This is a genomic window from Bdellovibrio sp. HCB117 (genome assembly GCF_047305915.1).
Classification (GTDB): domain Bacteria; phylum Bdellovibrionota; class Bdellovibrionia; order Bdellovibrionales; family Bdellovibrionaceae; genus Bdellovibrio; species Bdellovibrio bacteriovorus_B.
The window spans coordinates 2,444,180-2,467,621 of record NZ_CP178622.1; the positions used below are offsets into that span (position 1 = coordinate 2,444,180).

A 23,442-nucleotide genomic window follows, 5' to 3' on the forward strand; every position below is an offset into this window, starting at 1 on the left:
CTCCTTCTTCAAGGGGCGCCTTTCTATTTTTCTATAGTAAACACTATTTCATTTTCACAGTGACGATTTCACAGATGCTACCTTGTAGCAACGAGGCTCCACGGTAAATTGTCGCATCTAAAACCGAGCTATCACGAAGAGCTTCATCACGAGCGGCTTCGCATTCGTCAAAATAATGCGCGCAAACGCCACCTTGATCTCTGTTTTCACAAACCCAGTAGAATTTTTTAACGATCTTTGAGTCAAACTTCACGTCAGCAAGTTCAGAGTGCAACTCAACAGAACAAACGATTTTAGCACGGCCATCTTCTTGAACATCATTCGTCCAACGATACGTGAAGTTCTTGTACTTCAGTTCAATTCTTTGGCTTTTAGCGATTTCGTTTTTACGTGCATCGATATTGGCGATGAATTTTTCACAGCGCTCACCAAGCTCTTGAACCGTTCCTTTTTTGCTCCAGTTCAAAACGCGACCTGATGGTTTTCCGAAGGTGCAGCGAGTGCCTTCTTCATTACAACCAACGCCTGTATAATAAGGAGCCGCCTGTGCGATATTCCCAGCAATCAACAAGAAAAGAACAGCTAAAGTCTTCTTCATAGCAAAACCTTTCATTTTAGATATATCTGAACATTCGCCTTCTTAGCGAAATGCGCGCCATTCTTAGGAGGCCTATAGAAGCGTTTTAAGCTTAGTCAGCTGACGAAATTTTAGACAATGAAACCCGAAAGCGGCTGGTAACTCGTGGAATATTCGGGATCTCCACAGTGAGAAACAGCCCGACACAAAGTTGAATTCTGTTTACTCCATTATTCAACTGAGTTTAAGATTTTGATATGTCAGCTGGTGATTGGAAAGAAATGTACTCTGCAGCTTCTTCGGGGAATATGGACCTTGTGCGGTACCATATCGAAAATGGAGTAAATCCCAATTATCAACATCCCGAGATTTTAGCGACACCTCTCGTCGCTGCGATCTCTGCAGGTCACACTGATATCGCTCTTTTTCTTTTAGATAATAAAGCCGATCCCAACCTAAAATCCTTCTTTGACGATATGACCGCCGTCGAAGCGGCTCGTCGATACAAAAACGAGACAGTGCTTGGAGAACTCAAGAAGCGTGGGATTCAAATAAAACCATCTTTCTTTGGTAAGCTTTTAGATCGTTTGCTGCCGAAGTAAAATTCGTCTCCAATACAGTCGTTCACGGAATAGAAAGCCGCTCATATTCGCCAATTGTGACCAACACTTCATGATGTCTCCTTGTCTTGATTCCGATAAGTAAGGCATGGGACTCAGGTACGTCGTTGGTATAGCTACCTCTTTATTCTTATTGTTGTTTACTTCAAGTGCGTTTGCAGCACCGTCCGCTCTGACTTTTCAAGGGCGAATTCTGAAGACGGACGGCACACCTTTAGAACATTCTAACGTCAGCTTTATCTTTCAAATCACAGACCCTTCCGGTCACTGCGTGATTTATCAAGAGCAGGTCACTGGTGTGAACATGGCTAACTCCAAAGGGATCTTTGATGTTCCTATTGGTAAAGGCGGAGTGAACTATCCACTCGGCGGCGGTTTTACGGTTCTGGATGCATTTAACAATTCATCACCATTCACCTGCGGTGCTTGCAGTGGCTACACGTGCTCAGACAGCACAAGTACTTACAATGCGGTTCAGACGGACGGACGTCTTTTGCGCGTGCAATTTCACGACGGGACGGCTTGGCGTTTGATTTCACCAGACAACGTGATTCGCTCTGTTCCCTACTCGGCATTTTCTCACTCCGCAAATAAACTAGGGACAAACGTTGCTTCGGATTTCCTTTTAAAAGCCGGTCTTCCAACGTGTAACTCGAGTGAGTTCTTAACCTGGAATGGAACTTCATTGTCTTGTGCCGCTGTCACTGGTGCTAGTGGTGGCACCGTCACAAACGTGACTTCGACAAATTCTTATCTCAGCGTCGCTAACGGCGTTTCGACTCCGGCTTTGACTTTAAATGTTGGCACAACAGCGGGCACTGTCGCAGCCGGTGATGATTCAAGATTCACGAACTCACGTCCTCCGAATGGAGCTGCTGGAGGCGATCTGAGCGGTAGTTATCCAAATCCGACGGTTCAAAAAATTCAAAATACCGCTGTTGCTAGTGCCGCTCCATCAAACGGTCAATATTTCAAATTTGACGGGACCTCATGGGCAGGTGCGGCCATCACGATCAGCGATGTCAATAATCTGACGACCACATTAGGAACATACTTAACGACAGCGGCATTTAATACCGCGGTGGGTTCTGGCAACTGCGCGAGCCATCAAACTCCGTATTGGAATTCTGTCAGCAGCTCGTTCCAATGTCAGTCGATCAATGTTTCCGTTGCCGGCGATGTCAGCGGCAGTATTGGTGCAGTGACTGTCAATAAGATCAAAGGTGTGGACATCGACACGACGGGGTTAACTTCTGGTCAGGTATTGAAATACGATGGCACAAAGTGGGCACCCGCAAGTGATAGTAATGCCGGAGGAACTGTCACCAGTGTGATCGCCGGAACAGGTTTGTCAGGCGGAACAATTACTACAACAGGAACTATTTCATTAGCAAACACGTCAGTATCGGCAGGAAGTTATGGTAGTGCGACACAGGTTGCGACATTCACCGTCGATGCACAAGGCCGCCTGACTTCGGCAGCCAATGCCGCTATCCCGACCGCTAATGGCACAACCACGGGACTTTTATCTTCGACGGATTGGACCACTTTCAATAGCAAACTAGGAACGTCTTCAAGTTTTAGTGGCGACATCTCTGGCACTTACAATTCAACAAGCGTTGATAAAATCAAAGGTCGCAGTGTTTCTGCAACAGTTCCCACTTCTGCGCAATTCTTAGTTTATGATGGTTCAACACAATATGCGCCGGTGTCACTCAGTGGTGATGCGACGATGGCAGCAAATGGTGCCGTTACATTAAAAAATACCGGGACAGCCGGCACTTACGCAAAAGTCACTACAGATGCGCAAGGAAGAGTGACGTCAGGAAGCACTCTTACCGCCTCTGATATTCCCAACTTAGACTGGTCAAAAATTACTTCTGGAAAACCGACGACTTTAAGTGGTTACGGCGTGACCGACGCTGTTCAAAACGCGGGTGCGACTCCCAGTGTTCAAACCGGAACCGTGGCAGCTCGTCCTGCGGCAGGAACAGCGGGCCGACTTTACATCGGCTCTGACGACAACACTCTTTATCGTGACACAGGTTCCGCGTGGGTGAAAATCGGTGATGGCACAGGAACAGCGGGAGCATTGACAGCAGTGACTGCCAGTGCGCCTCTGGCTTCAAGTGGCGGAACGACTCCAAACATCACTATTTCACAAGCAAATACAAGCACAAATGGTTATTTGAGTTCTACTGACTGGAATACGTTTAATAATAAATTAGGAACGTCTTCCACTTTCTCGGGAGATGTCAGCGGGACTTCAAGCACAACGAGTGTCGATCGCATCAAAGGAAAATCCGTTTCACCAGCGGCTTATGCTGCAGGACAGACGTTGCGCTATGATGGGACAAACTGGGTAAATACCACTTTAGGGTTTGCAGATCTTTCAGGAAGTGTGACGACGGCCCAACTTCCGGTGGTTCCTGTTTCTAAAGGCGGTACTGGCGTCAGCACTTTGACGGCGGATCGCTTCCTTGTTAGCAACGGCACCGGTTCTGCGGTGAGTGAATTTAACTGCGCGACGGGACAGCTTATTACATTCGATGCTTCAGGAGTTATGGGTTGTACAACCTATGCTTCCTCTGCTCTTTATGCAAATGGTGGGAACTCATTTGGTGGCAACGCTACCATAGGAACAAACGATGCTTACAATCTTTCCTTTGAAACTGGCGGCACCACTCGCATGACAATTCAGAACTCAAATGGTTCTGTCGGTGTCGGAACAGCTACTCCAACACGGGTAATTGAAGCCAGTTTCAACTCAACCACCTCGAACGGTATAATGGCCACTAATACCAATGCTGAAGGAGCGGCCTCTTTGACTTCGGCTGTAGGCACGAATTCAGTTTACTTGGGCACATGGGGTACGTCCGCTCCAGCGGGCTCGGTGACTTATCTTGAAGCGAAGTCAGCAAATCCTTTTAGCATTAGCACCTTTAACGCTCAACCGATGGTCTTTTACACAAACAAAAGTTCCGGCGCGACGGCATCTGAAAGAATGCGAATCACTTCGACGGGTCTTATTGGTGTTGGTACCAACAACCCGACAGGGACCTTCCACATAGCTGGCAACCTGCTTACAGGTAATGCCACTACTCATAAAGTCATCGGTACGAATACGACATCTACTGCAACTACCAATATCAATAGCGCTGGATTTTTCCAATACATCGATTCTAGCACGGCGAATTCTAACTCGAACCAGGTTCTTCGTGTCGAGTACGTTAGAAACCCCGCAGCTACGGGCGTGCCGACTTCGTTTGACGCTTTGATCACGGCTGCAAACGCTAATATCAATGCGAACGCACCTTACAATCTACGCGGCGTGAATGTCGAGGGCCCCGTCGTTGGCACCGGTGTGACCTTAAACACGTGGCGAGGTATTTCTATCGGCGCGCCATCAGGTGCCGGAACTGTCACCAATAGATACGCTTTAGTTACAGATCCTGCAGCGGGCTTTGTAGGTTTAGGTACGGTCAATCCCCTTGCTCATCTTCATATTACCAGTGCAAATAGTTATGCCGCGATTATGTTAGGTAACGATGGCGGCTCTAATAACATTCACATGACCCATGAAGTGGATGGTACCTTTGCATTATTCAATGGCACAGTAGGAGCAGGCACCACTCTTCTCTCGATCACTTCCGCAGGAAACGGATGGCTCAAAGGAACTTTAACTCAAGCTTCCGATGTCAGATTGAAAAAAGACATCCAAACAATGCCCGAAGAATTGAATAAAATTCTTCAGATCCGGCCGGTGACCTATCACTGGAAGGAAGAAAGTCGCAGCAAAGACAAACAAATTGGTTTTATCGCTCAGGAAGTTGAAAAGATTTACCCCGAGCTTGTCCAAAACAACCGCGATGGCAATAAATCTGTCGCTTACTCAAATTTTGTCGCACCTATTATCAAGGCCCTGCAAGAGTTCTATGCTCAGTGGTCTAACCACAGCCAAAAAGTGGATCGCGAAATTGCTTCGATCAAAGAAGAAAATTTCCATCTAAGAACACAAGCCCAGCAAACACAGCATGAGCTTGAGCAAATGAAAAAAGAAAATGTGCAAAAAGAAAAAGAATTGCAGGAAATGAAAGCCCGCTTAGAAAGAATCGAAAAAAGTCTCTCTAAGTAGGCCTTTGGAAAAATTAAATCTTGTAAACACGTGTTTCGTACGGGCGAAGATCGATCTGCTCAACGTGGGAATGTTCTGTCACTTCGTAATTGGCAAGCAGCATATCTTTCGAATTCACGGCGATCCCCGGCTCTTTAAACTTCGCCGGTTTATCTGAAATATTACTGATCACAAGCATCTTTGCGCCCTCCAAAGTTCGTACGTAAGCGTACACTTGCGGATCTTTCTCCATAACCAGCTTATAGCTTCCATAGATAAAGACCTGGTGTTCGCGGCGAAGCTGGATCAATTTTTTATAGAAGCTAAAGATAGAATTGGAATCTTTGCGTTGATTTTCTACGTTGATTTCTTTGTAGTTTGGATTGACCTTCAACCAAGGCTTGCCCGTGGTAAAGCCCGCATTGGCTTCAGCACTCCACTGCATGGGCGTGCGTGCATTGTCGCGTGAAGCATTCGCGAGTTCACGAGTGATTTCGGCATCCGAAGCCCCTTGTTTTCTGCGAATAGTGAAGTGATTTTTTGCAGAGACGTCGTTAAAATCCTCAGGTCCATTAAAAATCGTATTCGTCATACCGATTTCTTGCCCTTGATAGATAAGCGGGGTTCCTTGCATCAAAAAGTACATGGAAGCAATCGACGTCGCACTTTCGCGCCAGTAGTTCTTAGCATCCCCCCACTTTGAAATAATGCGAGGCACGTCGTGGTTTTCTACAAAAAGTGCATTCCAACCTTTATTATCAAGCTCGCGCTGCCATCGCCCAAAAACTTCTTTTACTTTTAGAAGATCAATGCGCTTTTCTGGATTCGGATCCCACAAACCGACATGTTCAAACTGAATAACCATGTTGAACTTCTTTTGAGATTCCCCGACCCACTCATCTGCATTTTCAGCAGAAACACCGTTTGCCTCAGCAATCGTCATAATGTCGTAGTGAGAGAACGTATTCTTACAAAGATCCGTCAGATATTCTTGGATGCCCTTCACATTCATGTGCTTATCGTAAGAAGGCACATACTCTAGACCTTGAGGATTTGGCATATCTGCCAAGCCCTCTTCTTTTTTGGCATGGCTGATGGCATCCACGCGAAAACCGTCAATGCCTTTATCAAGCCACCAACGAATCATCTTGAAGACTTCTTGCCGCATCCTTAGATTTTCCCAATTTAAATCCGGTTGTTTCGCAGAGAAAATATGCATGAAGTATTGATTCGTTAGTTCGTCATACTTCCATGCAGATCCACCAAAGATACTTTCCCAATTGTTGGGTTCTTTGCCGTTTTTACCGTCTCTCCAGATGTACCAGTCTCTTTTAGGATTGTCTTTAGAAGAACGAGATTCGATGAACCAGGGATGTTCATCGCTGGTGTGATTGATAACAAGATCAATCAGTAGCTTCATTCCACGATTATGAACTTCTTTAAGAAGTGTGTCGAAGTCCTGCATCGTGCCGAATTCAAAATGAATGTCTTGATAGTCGCTGATGTCATAACCGTTATCGTCTTGCGGGGACTTATACATCGGGCTCATCCAGATAACGTCGATACCAAGTTCTTTAAGATAATCTAGTTTAGAAATGACACCCTTGAGGTCTCCCATACCGTCGCCATTTGAATCCATGAAACTGCGCGGATAAACTTGATAGACGACAGATTCTTTCCACCACTTTTTAGAAGGAGCCATGTTCCCACCTTTATGAAGACTGATGGGGTGATCAAAACAAAAAAGCAGCAAGGTGTCACTTGCTGCCATGTCTTGTCAGAGCTTTTGTTGGCTATCTTAAGAAGAACTTAAAGGTGCAGGACCCTTTTCCACTATAGCAGACCTCGGTGGCTTTATAGGCAGGGACAATCCCTTCGTTGCCAGAAAAGAAGGCAATATTAAAGGCATCCGACGAGTTGTAATTGTCATTGGCATTTTGCCCCGCGCACCCTGCTGTTCGACTGGTGTGACGTAGGTTTCCGGCACATTTTGTACTGTTGTAATTCCAGTTTCCACCAGCCAGGTCAATGATCGCGGCTCCACTGTTATATTGAGGCGAAATAAACATGGCATCCGTTGTATTCACTAGTGTCGAAAACTGTTCCGGATTCAAGGAGGCTTGAGTATTTGCAGCCGCGGGTTTTGCCACGCTGGCAAGGCTGTAAGTGTTGACCATAAAATCATTCGGAGTGGAAGCTGTCACGGTCCCATTAGAATGAGCCACCAACGTCCATCCTCCACCACTTGTCGTCATATCACAGTAAGCTTCGTAAGGCGCACCGGCACCTGCACCGTCTGGATCGATAGTATAAATTCCGTCACCTTTTGAGGCTCCGGCATTTAAGATTGCTTTGCATGATGCATACACTGGATGGGTGTCAGTTTCTTTCATCCAAAGATTCACTTCCGCAACCCCATGCGAGGCACCCAAATCATCAGACGCCGGAATGCCCGGGGGAGTTGTTCCCCACACGGCGAAAGCCCCGATAGCGTAGTACCAGTTCCCGTGATTGATCGAACCGTCTATATAAGATGAGGTGCTAGCCACGCCATGGGTTCCTCCAGAAAGCTCAAGACCGCCCCAGTAGTTGGAGTAGGCCTGAACAAACTCGGTCGTGTATCCTGCGACGTCCACATCGGCACGTGGACTTGTAGTCTGCCACCATAAGTTTTTAAAACTTTCTCCCGGCCAAGTCAGACGGAAGTGATAGCGATTTGTCGGAGTTCTGAAATAATCAATCTGATTTAAAATAGAATACATTCCGTTGTTGGGGTCGGATGTATTCTTAGAATCTGCGTCGGCATTGCTGGCAAAAAATCCGGAGGCGTGTTGATGCTTAAAGATGCGCGTCCATCCACCACCATCCGTCGTCATGTCACAGTAAACTGGATACGGAGAGCTTCCCGAAGGATCGATGTGATAAATTCCATCGCCAGTCGAACCACCGTAACTTAGGATGTCCCAACAGGATTTACAGCTTTGAATAGTGACACTGGGAATAGTTGCTGATCGAAAGGAGGTCCACTCTGCCGCCGTTTTTGTAGCTACGAAATAATCGCTTGTGGCATGCGCATTCACGACCTTTTTGCAGACGCCATGAGCGTAAATGGCTTTTGTAGTTCCATGCACGACTTTGAAACCACTATCGACCGTGTCAATCCCCATCAGGGAAAGACCTAGAACCAAAAATAAAGATGATTTAAAAAAAAGACTGCTTTTACTTGCCATTGAGAAGTGCCTTTTCAAGTCTTTCAAGGCGCGCCTTCAATTCCTGATTCTCTTTTTCAAGCTGTTCGAATCTTTCTTCGGACTGCGCACTCACCGATGCAATACCTCTTTGACATTGAGCTTGGGCTTGAACACGTTGCTTGTGCTCTTCTTTCAATGCTTCTACCAACACGGCGACAATATTTCCGTACTGTACGGCTTTATATCCAGAATTTTTATCCGTTTTCACGAGCTCGGGATAAACCGCTTCAACCTCTTGAGCAATGAAACCCACTGTTTTTTCATTCGTATTTTTCCAAACGAAATTCACACCGCGAAGCTTTAACACTTTTTCTAAAGCTTCAGGCAAGGTGACCACATCTTTTTTCAAGCGCGCATCAGATGTATATAGATAAGCCGTGGCTTTGACGTTGCCATTCACTTCTAAGGCTTCGCTGGGCGCTGTGGTATTCACACCCACATTACCTGTATTGAGAATTGTGATCTTCGCTGTATTACTTGCTCCGATTTGAAGAGAGCTTGCAACCGAGTTGGTAATACCGGAACCAATAGTCACCGAGTTCGAAGCGCTCACCGTGTTGTTTCGTCCGGCAATATAAGCATTGCCGGCATTGGACACCGTATTGCTTCTTCCAAACAAATCTAATCCATAAGAGAAATTGGACAGTGTGGTAGATATCGCATTGCTAGAACCTACGATATTCATACTGCTGGCATTTCCTCCGCCCGAATTTGTAATCGAGTTTGAGGCACCAAATATCCAGTTTGAAGCGTTCGTAAAAGTGGAGTTGTTATTCCCTATGATAGCCGCTCCATTCACATGAAAATTCGCGACAGGAGTGATCCCGATGCCGACTTCACCTGAAGATAAGATTGCAATGCGAGAGACGTTGTTGGTCTCAATATCCAAATTCGTCAATGTCGTAGTTCCCAAGGACGCCGCTACGCCAAAGTTATTTCCACCATTAACAAAAACGCCATCAGCACCTGTTTTCGGCAAATCTGCCGACGCTAACGTTCGGAAAGACGGAGCACCCGCTCCTGAAGTGGGTCCCGCAAATACCGTGTTCTGAGCTTGGTTGGCAAAGTTAGAAGCTCCCACGGAAATAGCCTGACAGATAAACGTGTCGGTCGCGGATTGATATGTGAGAGTCTGCGAAGATGTACACGCTGAGTTTGCAAAGACTCCACCAAAAGGAGTGATCGTGGCTTTAATATCATTCAAATTGACAGTACTTAAACGCGTCACCCAAGAAAGATTTCCAGAAGCATCCGTCCCTAAAACTTGATTGGCTGTTCCCACGGCTGTTGGCCACTTTAATACATAGGATGCAGTGACTGCCGTCGGCGCTTGAACCGTGACGGTGTTACTTCCAGAATCACGATACACGGAAGCGCCCACACTGACACTGCCGGCACTGAAATTTCCGGAGCCGTCGCGTTTAACTATTGTCGATGCTGTATTTAAGTTCGTCGCCGCATTTGCAGCGACTGTCGCCGTATTGATATTGGCCGCTGTAGATCCCCCGACTGAATTGACTGTCACGGCGACAGATCCAGAACCGCTGGCACTGACATCTCCAGTCAGAGCGGTGATAGTTCCACCCGCGTTATTATCAGAGGAAGGAACCCACTTAGCGCCATCATACTTTAAGAATTGACCATTCGTAGGGGCCACTGAAAAGTCAACAGGCAAGCCTTTGATTTTATCAACGCTCGTAGCACCTTGAGTTCCTGATACGTCTCCAGCTAAACTTCCCGTGAAGTTCGTCGCCGTTGTGGCTGTCGTTGCACTCGTTGCGGTTGTTGCCGTGGCGGCATTTCCGACCGTGAGACTTGAAGCATTCGTACATTGCCAACCCGTCGTCACATTCCAAGTTAACAACTGACCGGAAGCACAAGATAAAGGAGCCAACGTGTCGCCTGTCGAAGAGTCCGTCATCACAAGACGACTTACTCCCGGATTAGCGAATAATTTTGCCGTACTGATCGCCGCATCAGCGATATGGGCCGCCTGCACAGCTCCGTTAGCAATACCCGGATTAGGATAAGTTCCAGAAAGCGCGCCACCCGCGGCTCCATTGGGAGGACGAGAGTTAGTGAAACGTGCATCATTCCCGGCAGCCACCGTTCCGGCCACGGTTCCCACATTCAGCGTAATTTCAGGATTTACCGTATCTGCTGATACCGACAAATAAGGTGAGCTTCCGGCGGACGCTGTGACGGTTTGAACCGTGCCTCCGCTAGCACCAGAAACTCCAGCACAACCGAATTTTTTAGTTGTTGCATCCCAAGTTAGGAAGTTCCCTGCAGAACAGTTAAGATTGTCGTTCACTTCTGTTTTTAAAACGAAATCAGTCGACACATGTGAACCCAGTGTTGCTGCCGAAGCAGCAAAACCAGAAAACGGAACGGAACGGATTTCATTGTCTGGCGAAATCGTCTGCCATTGAGCGCCGTCATGAAATTTCACTCTTAAAAAGCGACCGTCTGTCAAACCGGGATTGTACGGCGAGCCGCCATCACAAGTTAACGCAGCCCCATTGCTGAAAGCATCCAGGATTGTGAATGTCGGAGCCAAAGGATAGCTGTGAGAGGCGCCGATTTTCACATCGAACACACCGTTTGAGTTTGTCATATCAACGTGATTCAGTTGTTCTCGATAAAGGACACAAACTTTATTCGGAGCAAGAATCTCAAATTGAAACGCCACCGCGTTGTATTCTAAGGGAACTCCAGAACTCTTTACGATGCGTCCTTGATATGTGAGGGCCGCTGGAGCCGCGAATACGGATCCACCGTAAAAGAACAGAGCTAATACCAATAACGTTCCTGCCTGTTTCATACTTATCTTGTCGGAATCTTGATAAGGAAACCTTAGTTACAATATGGGAATACTTGCGTTCTTCGCTTTATAAATTGAATGTGAGATGGAAACTGCTGGAACCGGACTTCCCCTCTAAAAATTACCGTTTTCAGAGGGGAAATCATACTAATGAATGGATTCACTTTGCGAGGACGACCACTTTAAAAAAACAATATTGGCTAGCAGAACAGCTCCCAAAGAAGCATAGACGAGAAACTTGAAATCCTCCGAGCTAGGAAGCAAACTTCCTGCACCAAAAAGTATCAGGGTTGCCATCGTCGTTGTAAGATGACTGAAGGAGTTCAACTCTCCCCGTTTTCCCTCGGGAATCATTCTTTGTCGAAGTTCAAATTCTCCATTGGAAAAACCGTAAAGGCCAATACGCGAAAGAAGGATACAGGCCAAGAAGATGTAAATGCTCCACGAGGTCCCCATGGAAAATGCAAAGATCCCTAAGATCAAAGTCAAACCTTGAAAACCAAGATGAAGCTTTGAACTTTCAATAAGCCCCGTCTTTTTCACCAAGTAAGGAAAAGTGAGCGTCGAAATCAGTCCAAAAACGGCGCCAAGTCCGCGGAATAAACCAATCTCTGCTTCCGGCAATGACATCCGGTCTTTGAGATATCCAGCGAGTAAAACGCCGTGCGGGCTTAGAACTGATAGCCAAAGAAGAGCATAACTAAAGATCAGCCAGAAAATAGGGTTCGCTATTGAATCCTTGATGTTGAACTGAAAAAGTTCCTTCCAAGATTTTACTGAACTAACTTCTTTTATTTTTAGCCCCGACTTCTGAATAACTCCTATAAGAAGAATATATTCTGGAACGAAAGAAAAAAGATTCCACAAAGCGATTAACAATAGTCCGTAATGATGACTGTAAATGGAACTCAACGTAAAAATAGCCCCCGCTAGAATAGGCGCCCCGACTTCCGTTCCCAAATCAATTCGACGAAGCCAGCTATTGAAATCCGTCAGTTTTTCAGGAGGAACAATCGAAGGTGCCAAGTCATTACCGACAGAAATATCCGTAATGACAGAACCGAGTGAAGCCATAATTCCAAAAGCTGAAAGCAGCACGAAAAGAGGAATGGCTAAGGGAGTATTTGTTTGAAGTGAAACCGCGCGGTGTACGACCTCGTCTAATACGAAAAAGCTAGTCACGCCTCCTAAGACCGCGAAGAACTGAATCCACACACCGGTCTTGATAATACGCAGTCTTTGATTGGCGTCGATCCATCTTCCGATCCAAGGAGTCAAAAGAAAGCTTCCGATTTTAATGATTAAATAATAAAGAGCGGCAATTTGAATCTTGCCTGGAAATACATGAAGCAAAGCAAAAGGAATTACAAAATCCCAGGCTTGATCTCCTGATCTCGTCAATAATCGTCCTAACAAAAGCTGTTTTTCAGTACTTAAGATTTTTTTCATCAGTCTTGACATCCTATCCCCGGGGATGGGATATTTAGCATATGTCACACAAAAAGCAACACGCAAGTCATGAAGATGTCTCTAAAAGACTGAAACGAGCTAAGGGGCATCTTGAGACGGTCATTAATATGATTGAAGACGAAAGAGAATGTGTCGATGTAGCTCGTCAACTTCACGCGGTGGCAAAAGCCATCTCCGCGGCAAAGAGTGTTTACATCCACGATCACATCGAACACTGCTTAGATGGCAGCCACAAAGACATCGATCTTGATGAGATCAAAGAAATCACGAAGTACATCTAGACGTAAAATTTTAAAAACGGCGGATAAGATTATCGAAGATTTTGCCGATTCTTATCCTTCTGATTCGGATTAGGCTTATCAGAGATCTTACTGGTTGAACGTGGGCCGGGACCACTGTTCACATGGACTTCGGGGTGTTTTGCGGCTTCTTCTTGCTTGACGTCATCGGCGTTACGAGATCTTTCCTTTATGCTCATAAATTCCTCCATGCGGCCTTCCATTCTCGCATGACGAATGACGATAGAAACCTTTTTATTAGAGAACTTGTTGGAGCGCAGTGAATGATGGTCTATTGACCTAAAATATCCGTATCACTAAGAGGAAACCAACTGGAGTCCTTCACGACCTTCTGTTAGTTACTCAAATTTCACGACTATATTTCTTTGCTGTCTGCTATCTGCGCCTTTAACACCTGGAAGAAGAACCACCGCGCCTTCGGACCACGAATGCACTCGGACTGTCTCCGCAACATAGTACTCTGTAGAAAGCGTGTTGATAGCCCCCGTGCCTTTGATAGCTCCTGCTTCCGTGATCTGCGCATATCCTACCTGCAGATCAGTCACTGCAACAGTTAAGTCCGGATTCATAAGATAAGTAAAAAAGCGGATATTGTTATTTTCATCAAAACTGATATCAGAATAAGTCGGAGATTTCCCGGGGAAGAGTGTTGTAGGAAGTTCAAGACCGCCGACGGAATTAAAGCTTGTATCTAGAACACCATTGTCGTCAATTCTCGTAATATAAGTTCCTAGCGATGTCGGTGACGTCAAGATCAGGATCGGCATAACAACTCGGTCCTTACTATCCATCTGAAAAGAAGTGGTCCCCATCAACGCCATAAAGTTCGGATCTAAAATTGAACTATTCCACTCGCCGTTCGTTCCGTATGTGGAATCTAAAACTCCAGCGGTTGTCAGTCGGAGCAACGTTATCGGAGGCAAAGCTGACGTGAATGGTCTCAGTGGAAAAATACCGGCAACGACAGCTCTTCCTTTAGAATCGATAAAGAGATTGAATGGCAAGTACGACTGATTGACCATGCCATCTAGTTGAACTGAAATAAATTTTCCATCCGTTCCATAAGTCGTATCAAGAACTCCGGAGGAGTTTAAACGAGCAACGGCGACACGCGGATACTCGACATTAGAGATAATCTCTGCAATATAAAGTCCCACATAGATGCTGCCGCTACCATCTACTTTGACGTCAATACCTTTAGTAATTTCAGCTGATTTCGTGGCTAGATACATGCGAGGTTGGTAAGTGTCAAAATCGACGTTGTTTGATCCGGTAAAAGAAGCGTCGACAGATCCACTAGATAAATAACGGCGAACGATCAGTCGAGAAATGGCTCCCGTATCATAAACAGCTCCAACAACGACTATTCTTCCCTGTGAATCGATGTCAAAAGAACCATACACGACGTCTTGAATAGCCAGATGACCTTGATCCGCAAAACTCGTATCTAATGAACCCGTTGTTTTAAAGCGGCTGATATAAGCAATGTTACCGTCCTCTAAGGCAGAGACCGTCTGCATCACGTAGATGCGGCCTTCTTTATCAATAGAGGTTTTTTGTATTAAACCAGGCAAAGGAGTTAACACGCGGAAATCAAAAACCTTGGTCCCCGCGGTGTTGAACGATGCATCCCACGATCCGTTAAGATTGAGCTTCTTCATCCAGGCTTCTGATCTGGGCAGCGTGGTTGTCGCGTCGTCGTAACTAAGCTCCGCATAGTCGATCACATAAATCGCACTAGCGTCTGCCACCGTGCTTGAACTGTATAAGTAATTAAGATTGAAGACGCCATCCCAAGAGAAAATCCCGGCTGTCCCAAAAGTCGCATCAAATGCGCCGCCTGAAGTAAGACGCCATAGAAGGCCTTTTTTAACTGACGTTCCATAATTGCGACCGATTCCAGAGACATAAATATTATTGCTGGCATCGATCCACATTGTATCTGGAGTTTCATAAAAGTTTGCACCAAGTGACGCCGCTGTTCTCGAGCCCGAAGCTCCGAAAGTGGTATCCGCCGCTCCTGCGGAGGTTCGTTTCCAAACGATAAAGTCGCCACTGCTAGAGGTGCCTGTATGTCCCGCGACTAGAATAGTTCCATCAGCAAGAACCAAAACATTGCGTGCGTGCGATTCGGATCCTGAAAGAATGCTGATTCCATTTGTTCCAAAGGTGGCATCCAGGTTTCCGTTCAGTTCAATTTTCCAAAGCTGGGCTTGATCGTTGGCACTCATCCCCGCAGCCGTTCCCCGGTAGCCCGCGATGAGCGCTCGCGTTCCACTATCACTGAAGGCAAGATCATAGCCCCCAGAAAATCCGGAGGTGACTCCACCACTCACTGTTCCTCCAAGAACCAGCTCTCCACTTCCTGCCAAAGAGGTATCTAGATCACCATCATCATTAAAACGCCACACCATCGCGCGAGTACTGCTTGTGCTTGTATCGACAATGCGCGAGCCGACGACCCAAATACGCTCTGACGAGTCCACGTATATTTTTCGCGGCAGAACTTGGCCATCGTATTCGATAGAAGCCTTCCCTTGATCTGCGAAAGACGTATCAAGAGCTCCGGTACTTAGAAAGCGATAGAGGTTTAAGTTTGTAACGTCGAGGGGACCCAGTCCCGAACTGTTCGAAGCAAACAGAATACGCCCCATTGAATCAAGAGCAAAAATATAACGAGCTCCCGGATAGAGGCTGTTACGCAGTCTTTCAATAGCAGGCACAACAACTCCACCGCCACCAAAGCTCGTAACCAAAGACCCGTCTTTATTAAATTTAGAAAAACTAAGAGAATCCCCAGAACGCGACACAACTAGAATTTTGCCATTACCGTCTTCGAAAGCAGCCAAGGGCTCTTCTTGTGCATTGAGGTTGTAAGCAATCTGTCCCGAAAGTTTTTCGTCGGGAGAATAACTACTATCCAAAACACCTTTGAACTCGTAAGGAGCTAGCGAAGTAGTCGGAGAAAGTTGCACATCAAGACTGCAACCCAAAAGAATTGTCGAAAAAACCAATCCGAATACTCGCAAAAAAACGTGCCATAGGTACTTCATATAAAGTACTTATCGGCTTAAACCGTAAGATTCTCGATAATTAGACCTTGGTTTGTGCTCCAGAATGTTCGGTAAATCTCAATATGAGACACTCTTAAGAGAAATAACCTCGAGAGCTCCTAAATGCATCCCCAAGAATGACTGTGTTTATGGGCTACTATTTATTTTTAAATCCCAGAATATCAACGTAAGTAACACCCTTTGCAACAGAAGAAGAAGGTGTAGCACGTTGTCCTTTGATAAGAATCTTTCCGTCTTTGAAAAGTTCTTTGTATTGAGTGCGCGTGATTTCGCGAAGATTCAAATCTTCACTTTGCGCTTTGATGGCAGCAAGAAGAACAGCATCCAAACGCTTTTCAGATCTATTAAGCTCCAAAACAATGCGGAAGGATTTCGGTGGCTTTGGAGGAATAAAATCTTGCATGACAGTTCTTCTTTCTTTTAACGGTCCGAAGGTTGTAACGATTCCAGGGTAAAAAGGCAACCCCTGGGGGACCTAGACCTCCCCTTTTGAAGATTTTGCGAAGCCCGATCTTATGAGACGCTATCAGAGTCACCTGGGAGCAAGCTCATGAACGTAGAAGCCTATTTAGAACAACGAAAACGCCACACCGAAGCCCTGCCAAACTATCGTGAGCTTTGCACATCTTGCATCCAACCCAAATTTTCCTGCTACTGCCGTCACATTGAACGCTTCCATCCCAACATCGACTTCGTGATCCTAATCCACCCGATCGAAGTCCGCCGCCGCATCGCCACCGGTCGCATGTCCCATTTATGTTTAGAAGGCTCATTCTTAATTCGAGGCCAAGACTACACGAACGTGGATGAGGTGAACCAGATTCTGAAGGATGAAAGCCGTCAGTGTATGATCCTCTATCCAGGCAAAACATCGACGAATCTTACGCCCTTAAGCGGGGATCAAAGAAAAAATCTGTTCGATCCATCAAAGAAGTTAACCTTGTTCGTCATCGATGGCACATGGTTAACCGCAAAAAAGATGATGCGACAAAGTCAAAATTTACTGAACCTACCCCGCATCTGTTTTTCACCAGAAAAACCATCCAACTTCCGCGTGCGCAAACAACCACATAGCGCGTGTTATTCAACCCTTGAAGCGATTCATCACACGATTGAGTTACTTGGCGACAGTCAGGGCTTTGATGTTTCTTCGCGAGTCCACGATAGACTACTGCATGTTTTCGATTCGATGGTGGAATTGCAGTTGAGTTTTATCAAGAAGGCGGATGACAACCCCACACAATACCGTAAACCAAGAAACAAAGTTAACCCTTTGGCCAACTAAAAATCTAGCGGACACGAAACCTCAACATTTCCTTTGTCATGAAAATGAACTATTGTCTTTTGGGAAAATTCAAATCTAGGCTTTATAGAAATTATGCCAAAGAACCGCTTCAAGCGACCCCAGAATTCTATCTCATAAGAAATTGTATCGTAGCAGATTTGTGATGATACTCCCTTGAGTTCTTTAACTTTAGCTCGTTTAATTTCTTCACACTCTGCTTTATTAATCTTCATATAATGCGGCTTCGCCTCATTATAAAAAGACTCCTTCCATAGTGGATACTCTCTCTTAAGAGGTTCCGCCGATCGAATCGCTAACAAGTCATATTCAAAAAGACAACCATCTTCATACGGTTCCAAATCTGACTTCACATCAATCTTCACACAATAGCTCGGCCTGTAGTCTTCAAAGCCTATGCACTTCCCCCATGCCGATGTTGTGACAAAAATAAAACTAAGCAATAATGCAAGTGTCTTCATCATTTTTTATATTTCCCCATTGCTCTAATAAATCCGGGAATATTAACCATATCAGTATTCTCGATAACGTCTCCGCCTGTCCGAAAGCGTTTCAAGTTCTGACTTGCATGATACAACTCATGCAACACGGTGTCTTCATAATCTGATAAGTTATTACAATAATTCGACGCAGAACCATCGTGTGCTTTAATATCAAAAATTACATTTTGATAGATCCCGAAAGACGCGGAGTACGTTCGTCCATACGAGCCACCATCCAGACTTCCACTTGTGATAAATATAGGCCTAATATTACCATCTAATTTTTTGTAGAATTCAGTGGCCTTAATCCAATTGGGGATCAATCCCTGAGGGTCGTAAATCTTTAAGCCGTTCGGATCCGTGAAGCTAATCGGATTGTTTAGGGTATATCCATACAAATTTGAGTCTCCTCCCCCAAACATTATTGGATCCTTACTTGTCCATCTTCCAGTTTCCGGATCGAAGTCCCTTGCACCGAATCTTACTAGTTTAGTATCGGCATCATAAAGACCGCCAGCAAACCCAAATGGAACTAACCCAGGGTTCGTATCCAGGCGTACATTGCCGAATTCGTCGTGATCCATTTTCTGAAGGAATGTCCCATCAACTGCATTCACAACGGCGCGTAGGGATCCTTGTCTGTTCGTTACGATTTTATATTTAGTTGTTCCCATAATCATGTATTCGGGAACATTCGTTTTTAAACCATACACGAAACGCTTTACTAAATTTCCAGAGGCATCAAGCTCAGCTGCGATTCTAAACTGATCCTGATAGATCCATCGCTTTTGCAAAACACCGTTTATTTTTTTACCTGTTCTTCTATTGAAACTATCTATCTCATACTCAATAATATTACCGTTAGCTAAGATTACTTTTATAAGGTTTCCGAAATCATCATAAAGGTATTCTGTCGTGCCTAGCAAAACATATGGCCAACTCGAGACATTATAATCTGTTCTCTTCTCGAGCTCACCGTCTCTTTTATATGTGAACTGTGCAGAATAAGTTTGGTTATTCAAAGTATCGTCGATTGTCATGTAGTCTAAGCGTTCATCGTTAGAGTAACTATATATAATATCTTTATTATTAATAGTTGCCGTCATCCGCGCATTATTAACAACTATACCATTACCAAATAAATCATATTCATAAGTATTAATTTTAGTTACTGACGGAACGGTATCCGTAGTATTCGAAGATCTCTTTAGTCTTCTATTCGTATCGTACTGATAAATTTCAGTATCTTGTACACCATCCAGATTCTGTAGTCTTCCAACTATCAAGCCTCTAGTAAGCTCGATATCGAAGCTTTCTTTATAGATCGTCACACCATTATGCTTAACTAATATCTGAGAAACATCGCCGTAAGAGTTACGTGCAATTTCTTCCGTAACGTTATCAACTATTGATCCCGAAGATTGACCGTTAGAATCATATGTAAGATTAGCGCCACCAATACTCGATAACCGTAGGCCAGAGTCGTACCCATACGTTAATTGAGATGTTGTGCCCCCTACCACTACCTGGTCTTGCTGAGTTAAACCATTCAATGGCGCAAGGACATAGGAATATGCTCCGATAAGATTCCCGACATGATCTTTATAAGTAAATTGAACAGGCGCATTCCCCGTGTAACTTATTTCCGTGGAGAGCCCAACAGGAGTAGTTATGCTAGAAACTAAACCGTTGGCGTTATGCGAATATATATATTCGCCAGCTGAAGTTGTTATCTTCGTTAATACCCCCGTTAAAAGTCCATAGGTGTAAGTAACGGTTCTCCCCGAGGGCTTTTGAATTTGAGTTAATTGCTTATCGGCGTTGTACACGTATGAAGTTGTATTTCTTAAAAAAGTTCCATTCACGTCAACGTAAGGAGTCGAATAACTGTTAATTAAGTCATTTATGTCGAAAGAAAAATCATGAATTCTATCTGTTGCCGAATAGTTTCCTATACTGACTTTCGTATTATTTCCAGCAGAGTCATACGAGTACCGAACTTGATGACCATTATTGTCCAACATCCCAGACAGTCTGCCATATATATCATAATACAACGTATAAATATTCGAATACTCTGAGTCAGAGACTGTTTCAAGTTCACCGAAACTATTGTAGGTGAATGTATAACCTCTTTGTCCCTGCCAAATCCCCGTCATTAAATCGTTATTATAGGTATACGTCGTTGGTAACAAATTACCAATCTTTTCTGAAACCACTCTCTGATATGCATCAATCTTTACTTCTACTGTGGGTCCTCCAGTTGGCACAGATGTGAACGTCTTTGTCGTTGGATTATAAGTAGTCGTTTTAGTCAAAGCTCCCACGGTATCAGTTGCAGTCATTGCTGTTATTGAATATGGGTCGTTTATATTTCCCAACGTAACTGATTGAGTGGACATTGAAGAAATATTTATACCATTTGGCAGTTCGAGTACTGTGCTAGCGGGATAGCGCGATTCAGGGAACCTAGGATCCTGCATGAAATCCGTCGTGAGGATTGAGCCGCTTGACTCAAATATTTCTTGAGAACTATCAAAAGACCTAACCGAAGAAACACCGTTAGGCGTCGTTACCGTTTGCTTTGTCTTTCCTTGACCTGCACCCCTTAACTTAATCCACCCTACATGGTATTATTGCGGGGTAAATAGAGGTTTGTCTATGGCAAGAAAGAGGTATAGCCCAGAACAGGTCGTTCAATTTCTAAGAAACATTGAAATAGAACAAGGACGCGGAGCTACCCAAGAAGAAGCTGTTAAAAAGGTTGGAATCACCCTCCAAACTTATTTTAGATGGCGCAAGGAATATGGCGGACTTAAAACCGATCAAGCAAAGAGACTGCGCGAGCTTGAGTCCGAGAACCAAAGACTGAAGAAGTTGGTCGCGGATCTCGCCCTGGACAACTCAGTCTTAAAAGAAATCAACAAGGGAAACTTCTAAGCCCGTCTCGAAAACGAGAGGCAGTCGAACATGCGATCGAAACATTCTCGATATCTGAACGGCGGGCTTGCAAAATCCTGGGTCAATCTAGATCTTCACAGAGATACACAATTCAATTTGCCCCAGACGAAGACCGCCTAACCCGAGACATAATCGAACTTGCCAATCTTTACGGAAGGTATGGATATCGTCGGATCACAGCTCTTCTACGTGCCAATGGATGGCACGTGAACGCCAAGCGAGTCGCTCGCATCTGGCGTGAACGCGGTCTTAAGGTTCCAAAGAAACAACAAAAACGTGCACGCCTCTGGGATCGTGAAGGATCTTGCATTCGCTTACGTCCAGAGTATCCAAACCACGTTTGGTCTTATGACTTTGTTCACGATCAAACACACGATGGCAGGACGATTAAAATGTTTAACGTAATTGATGAGTTCACGCGAGAAAGCTTAGTAATTAAAGTTGGAAGGAAGTTCACCAGTGCCGACGTCATTGAAACTCTTGGAGACTTATTCTTATCCCGAGGGGTGCCAACCCATGTTCGCTCTGACAACGGACCCGAGTTCATAGCATCAACCCTTCGTCTTTGGTTTGAGCAACTAGAGCTAAAACCATTGTTCATTCAACCAGGGAGTCCTTGGGAAAATGGGTACTGTGAATCTTTCAACGGAAAGCTTCGAGATGAACTTTTGAACGGAGAAATATTTTACTCCCTGAAAGAGGCAAAGATCCTGATCGAACGATGGCGCAGCCATTACAACACAGTTAGGCCGCATAGCTCATTGAAGTATCGTCCACCTGCTCCAGAAACTTTTTCACCAACACCGATAAAAATTGAAAGGCGTCTGATCGCATTATAACTGGTACTGAAATTGGGTTCAGGTCAACAAATGCCTCTAAACAGTACGATGTGTATAAAGAAACGGTTAATATAACAATCTTTTGATTTTTTTGTTTTTATCTTTACAACGATATCTCTACACAACTGTTATCGGGAATAACATTTGTTTCCGTAAAACCCCGCTCTAGAAATGATACCCGTACCACCAACCTCAAAAAAGGTACTGCATGTGTACGTCACACTTCGAGGCGGCAACTTATCAGCGTTTGATTCATAGACAGCCTCTTTTCCAAAAGGCAGATAATAATCCATGACAAGATAGTGGGTCTTTTCACCGATCACTTTTTGAATAGGTGCTGCCGGAGCAAGTTCTGAGTCTACCATCTGAAAATAGATCAACCGAGTTCCATCAACATTTTTAACAACTTTGGTAGGCTCGCCCCAAGCTTTTTCAAGCTCTTGATCTGTAAATCCAATCCAACCATCAATCTTCTTTTGATACTTCTTTTCCGTCGCGCAAGAGACAATACCGAGTAACAGCGTAACAAGGCTGAAAACTTTAATGAAAGGTTTCATTTCACCCCAACTTGTCTGGTTGTCCTTCAAAATAGGCAGGACTATTATCGGTGCTTTACAAACTGCTCAAAATTCCTCTTGTTTTCAAAATACAAAACATTGCCGGCAGGGTTTGCGGCAATGACGGCGCTCGCTTTATCCACCGTTTTTCCCGTCAAAGCGTCTTTAGCTATCCTTGAACTTTGGTTTTCACTTAAAGTCTTTTTACAGTTTTCGCAGCAGCCGTAATAAGTTTTGCCGCCAACCGGTACAGCGATTTGTGGTCTTGCAAAATGGGTTTCGTTCACCATGCAGACTTCTTTATTTGGAACGATCTTCCAGTTTGAAGAAAAACCTAACACCGAAAAAAGGAAGGTCATTGCAAAGGCGATAAGAAATTTCATTTCGATACTCCATTTTGTAGTGGGCAAACAGCTCCTACCCTAACATAGGAGCCTTCGGGAGCTTTTGTGACAGGATAATACTTGAACCTACGGACTAGGTGCTTCCTCTTCGGAAGGATTTTGCTGTTCCGTTTCTTCTTCTTCCTCGTCATCTGGCGGAAGCTCGGCTTTGTTCTTCTTTAGATTTTCATCAACAATAGACGAAGGAGTTTTAGCTAAGACGGAATTACAAACCTCTTTGGATCTGAAGAAGTGCTTCCACATCTCGTCATCCGATTTGCCTTTTAATTCTGGATCTTGCAACTCAGAGCCCATATAGGAACTATACTTCGCAAATTCTTTTTGACGTTTTAGACGAGGCAGCTTGCGTTCGCCATCACACTCCCCTTGAGAAGCTTTTCCACCTTCCGCGATAAAGCTGTAAGCTTTCGGAGGAGTTCTTCTTTTCGCCAAAGCATAAGAGCCCGGGCTTAAGATAGGTTGAAGAAGTAAGACGCACGCAACAGTCATTATTTTTTTAAATCGAATATTCAACATATTCAAAAATGCTAGCAAGAAAATACCCCTAAGAGAAGTTTCTTACTCATTCTTTATGCTCTAAAAGACTCGGGTACCCAACCGCGTCGAAGCAAATTACATATTATTGCCCCTGATCGTGGCGCGCATATGCGCTTGGGTATATAATCCA

Annotated in this window: 18 protein-coding genes; 5 read left to right on the forward strand and 13 right to left on the reverse strand. The window is 44.8% G+C overall.

All coding sequences use genetic code 11. From position 1 onward, the window contains the following. Positions 1 to 43 precede the first annotated feature (43 nt). Entirely contained in the window at positions 44 to 598 is a 555-nt protein-coding gene (locus ACLWBD_RS11630) for a hypothetical protein (RefSeq protein WP_413568284.1), read from the reverse strand. A 236-nt stretch (positions 599 to 834) separates the two neighbouring features. On the opposite strand from ACLWBD_RS11630, the gene ACLWBD_RS11635 reads away from it, so the two are divergent. Beyond that, entirely contained in the window at positions 835 to 1,179 is a 345-nt protein-coding gene (locus ACLWBD_RS11635; RefSeq protein ID WP_413568285.1) for an ankyrin repeat domain-containing protein, read from the forward strand. Positions 1,180 to 1,285: 106 nt separating this feature from the next. Further along, positions 1,286 to 5,332 (forward strand): tail fiber domain-containing protein, encoded by a 4,047-nt coding sequence (locus tag ACLWBD_RS11640; RefSeq protein WP_413568286.1) that lies wholly within the window; start codon positions 1,286 to 1,288, stop codon positions 5,330 to 5,332. A gap of 13 nt (positions 5,333 to 5,345) precedes the next feature. Here ACLWBD_RS11640 and ACLWBD_RS11645 read toward each other — a convergent pair whose 3' ends face one another. From ACLWBD_RS11645 to ACLWBD_RS11660, 4 genes are all read right to left on the reverse strand, one after another. Beyond that, positions 5,346 to 7,013, reverse strand: coding sequence for a glycoside hydrolase family 13 protein (locus ACLWBD_RS11645; protein WP_413568287.1), 1,668 nt, complete (start codon positions 7,011 to 7,013; stop codon positions 5,346 to 5,348). A 91-nt stretch (positions 7,014 to 7,104) separates the two neighbouring features. Then, positions 7,105 to 8,541: a fibrinogen-like YCDxxxxGGGW domain-containing protein gene (locus ACLWBD_RS11650; protein ID WP_413568288.1), complete on the reverse strand. Its 1,437-nt coding sequence runs from the start codon at positions 8,539 to 8,541 to the stop codon at positions 7,105 to 7,107. Next, positions 8,531 to 11,386, reverse strand: coding sequence for a tail fiber domain-containing protein (locus ACLWBD_RS11655; RefSeq protein WP_413568289.1), 2,856 nt, complete (start codon positions 11,384 to 11,386; stop codon positions 8,531 to 8,533). The genes ACLWBD_RS11650 and ACLWBD_RS11655 overlap by 11 nt, the downstream gene beginning before the upstream one ends. 147 nt (positions 11,387 to 11,533) lie before the next feature. Next, a complete protein-coding gene (locus ACLWBD_RS11660; RefSeq protein ID WP_413568290.1) occupies positions 11,534 to 12,847 on the reverse strand; it encodes an ABC transporter substrate-binding protein in 1,314 nt (437 codons plus the stop codon). A 29-nt stretch (positions 12,848 to 12,876) separates the two neighbouring features. Here ACLWBD_RS11660 and ACLWBD_RS11665 point away from each other — a divergent pair, with 29 nt between their 5' ends. Then, positions 12,877 to 13,137 (forward strand): metal-sensing transcriptional repressor, encoded by a 261-nt coding sequence (locus ACLWBD_RS11665; protein WP_413568291.1) that lies wholly within the window; start codon positions 12,877 to 12,879, stop codon positions 13,135 to 13,137. Positions 13,138 to 13,166: 29 nt separating this feature from the next. Here ACLWBD_RS11665 and ACLWBD_RS11670 read toward each other — a convergent pair whose 3' ends face one another. From ACLWBD_RS11670 to ACLWBD_RS11680, 3 genes are all read right to left on the reverse strand, one after another. Next, on the reverse strand, positions 13,167 to 13,334 hold the full coding sequence (locus ACLWBD_RS11670) for a hypothetical protein (protein ID WP_413568292.1): 168 nt from the start codon (positions 13,332 to 13,334) through the stop codon (positions 13,167 to 13,169). A gap of 159 nt (positions 13,335 to 13,493) precedes the next feature. After that, complete coding sequence (locus tag ACLWBD_RS11675; protein WP_413568293.1) at positions 13,494 to 16,208, reverse strand: delta-60 repeat domain-containing protein; 2,715 nt, start codon at positions 16,206 to 16,208, stop codon at positions 13,494 to 13,496. A gap of 157 nt (positions 16,209 to 16,365) precedes the next feature. Then, positions 16,366 to 16,632, reverse strand: coding sequence for a hypothetical protein (locus tag ACLWBD_RS11680; protein ID WP_063204566.1), 267 nt, complete (start codon positions 16,630 to 16,632; stop codon positions 16,366 to 16,368). Positions 16,633 to 16,779: 147 nt separating this feature from the next. On the opposite strand from ACLWBD_RS11680, the gene ACLWBD_RS11685 reads away from it, so the two are divergent. Then, a complete protein-coding gene (locus ACLWBD_RS11685) occupies positions 16,780 to 17,514 on the forward strand; it encodes a tRNA-uridine aminocarboxypropyltransferase (RefSeq protein WP_413568294.1) in 735 nt (244 codons plus the stop codon). Here ACLWBD_RS11685 and ACLWBD_RS11690 read toward each other — a convergent pair. Together ACLWBD_RS11690 and ACLWBD_RS11695 are read right to left on the reverse strand one after the other, a co-directional pair. Beyond that, on the reverse strand, positions 17,511 to 17,996 hold the full coding sequence (locus ACLWBD_RS11690; RefSeq protein WP_413568295.1) for a hypothetical protein: 486 nt from the start codon (positions 17,994 to 17,996) through the stop codon (positions 17,511 to 17,513). The genes ACLWBD_RS11685 and ACLWBD_RS11690 overlap by 4 nt on opposite strands. Further along, positions 17,993 to 20,416 carry an RHS repeat-associated core domain-containing protein gene (locus ACLWBD_RS11695; RefSeq protein WP_413568296.1) on the reverse strand — a complete coding sequence of 808 codons (2,424 nt, stop codon included), beginning with the start codon at positions 20,414 to 20,416 and terminating at the stop codon, positions 17,993 to 17,995. Before ACLWBD_RS11695 ends, ACLWBD_RS11690 begins: the two co-directional genes overlap by 4 nt. Positions 20,417 to 20,675: 259 nt before the next feature. Between ACLWBD_RS11695 and ACLWBD_RS11700 the strand changes: the two genes are divergently transcribed. Next, a protein-coding gene (locus ACLWBD_RS11700) for an IS3 family transposase (RefSeq protein ID WP_413568297.1) occupies positions 20,676 to 21,814 on the forward strand; the annotation gives its coding sequence in 2 pieces (ribosomal slippage) (positions 20,676 to 20,934 and positions 20,934 to 21,814; 1,140 coding nt in all). A gap of 128 nt (positions 21,815 to 21,942) precedes the next feature. On the opposite strand, the gene ACLWBD_RS11705 is transcribed toward ACLWBD_RS11700, so the two are convergent. The 3 genes from ACLWBD_RS11705 to ACLWBD_RS11715 all read right to left on the reverse strand — a co-directional run bounded on the left by ACLWBD_RS11705 (position 21,943) and on the right by ACLWBD_RS11715 (position 23,264). Next, positions 21,943 to 22,371, reverse strand: a complete 429-nt coding sequence (locus ACLWBD_RS11705; protein ID WP_413568298.1) for a hypothetical protein — start codon at positions 22,369 to 22,371, stop codon at positions 21,943 to 21,945. 44 nt (positions 22,372 to 22,415) lie between these two features. Then, positions 22,416 to 22,754 carry a TRASH domain-containing protein gene (locus tag ACLWBD_RS11710; RefSeq protein WP_413568299.1) on the reverse strand — a complete coding sequence of 113 codons (339 nt, stop codon included), beginning with the start codon at positions 22,752 to 22,754 and terminating at the stop codon, positions 22,416 to 22,418. Between the two features lie 87 nt (positions 22,755 to 22,841). Continuing rightward, on the reverse strand, positions 22,842 to 23,264 hold the full coding sequence (locus ACLWBD_RS11715) for a hypothetical protein (protein ID WP_413568300.1): 423 nt from the start codon (positions 23,262 to 23,264) through the stop codon (positions 22,842 to 22,844). Positions 23,265 to 23,442 lie beyond the last annotated feature (178 nt).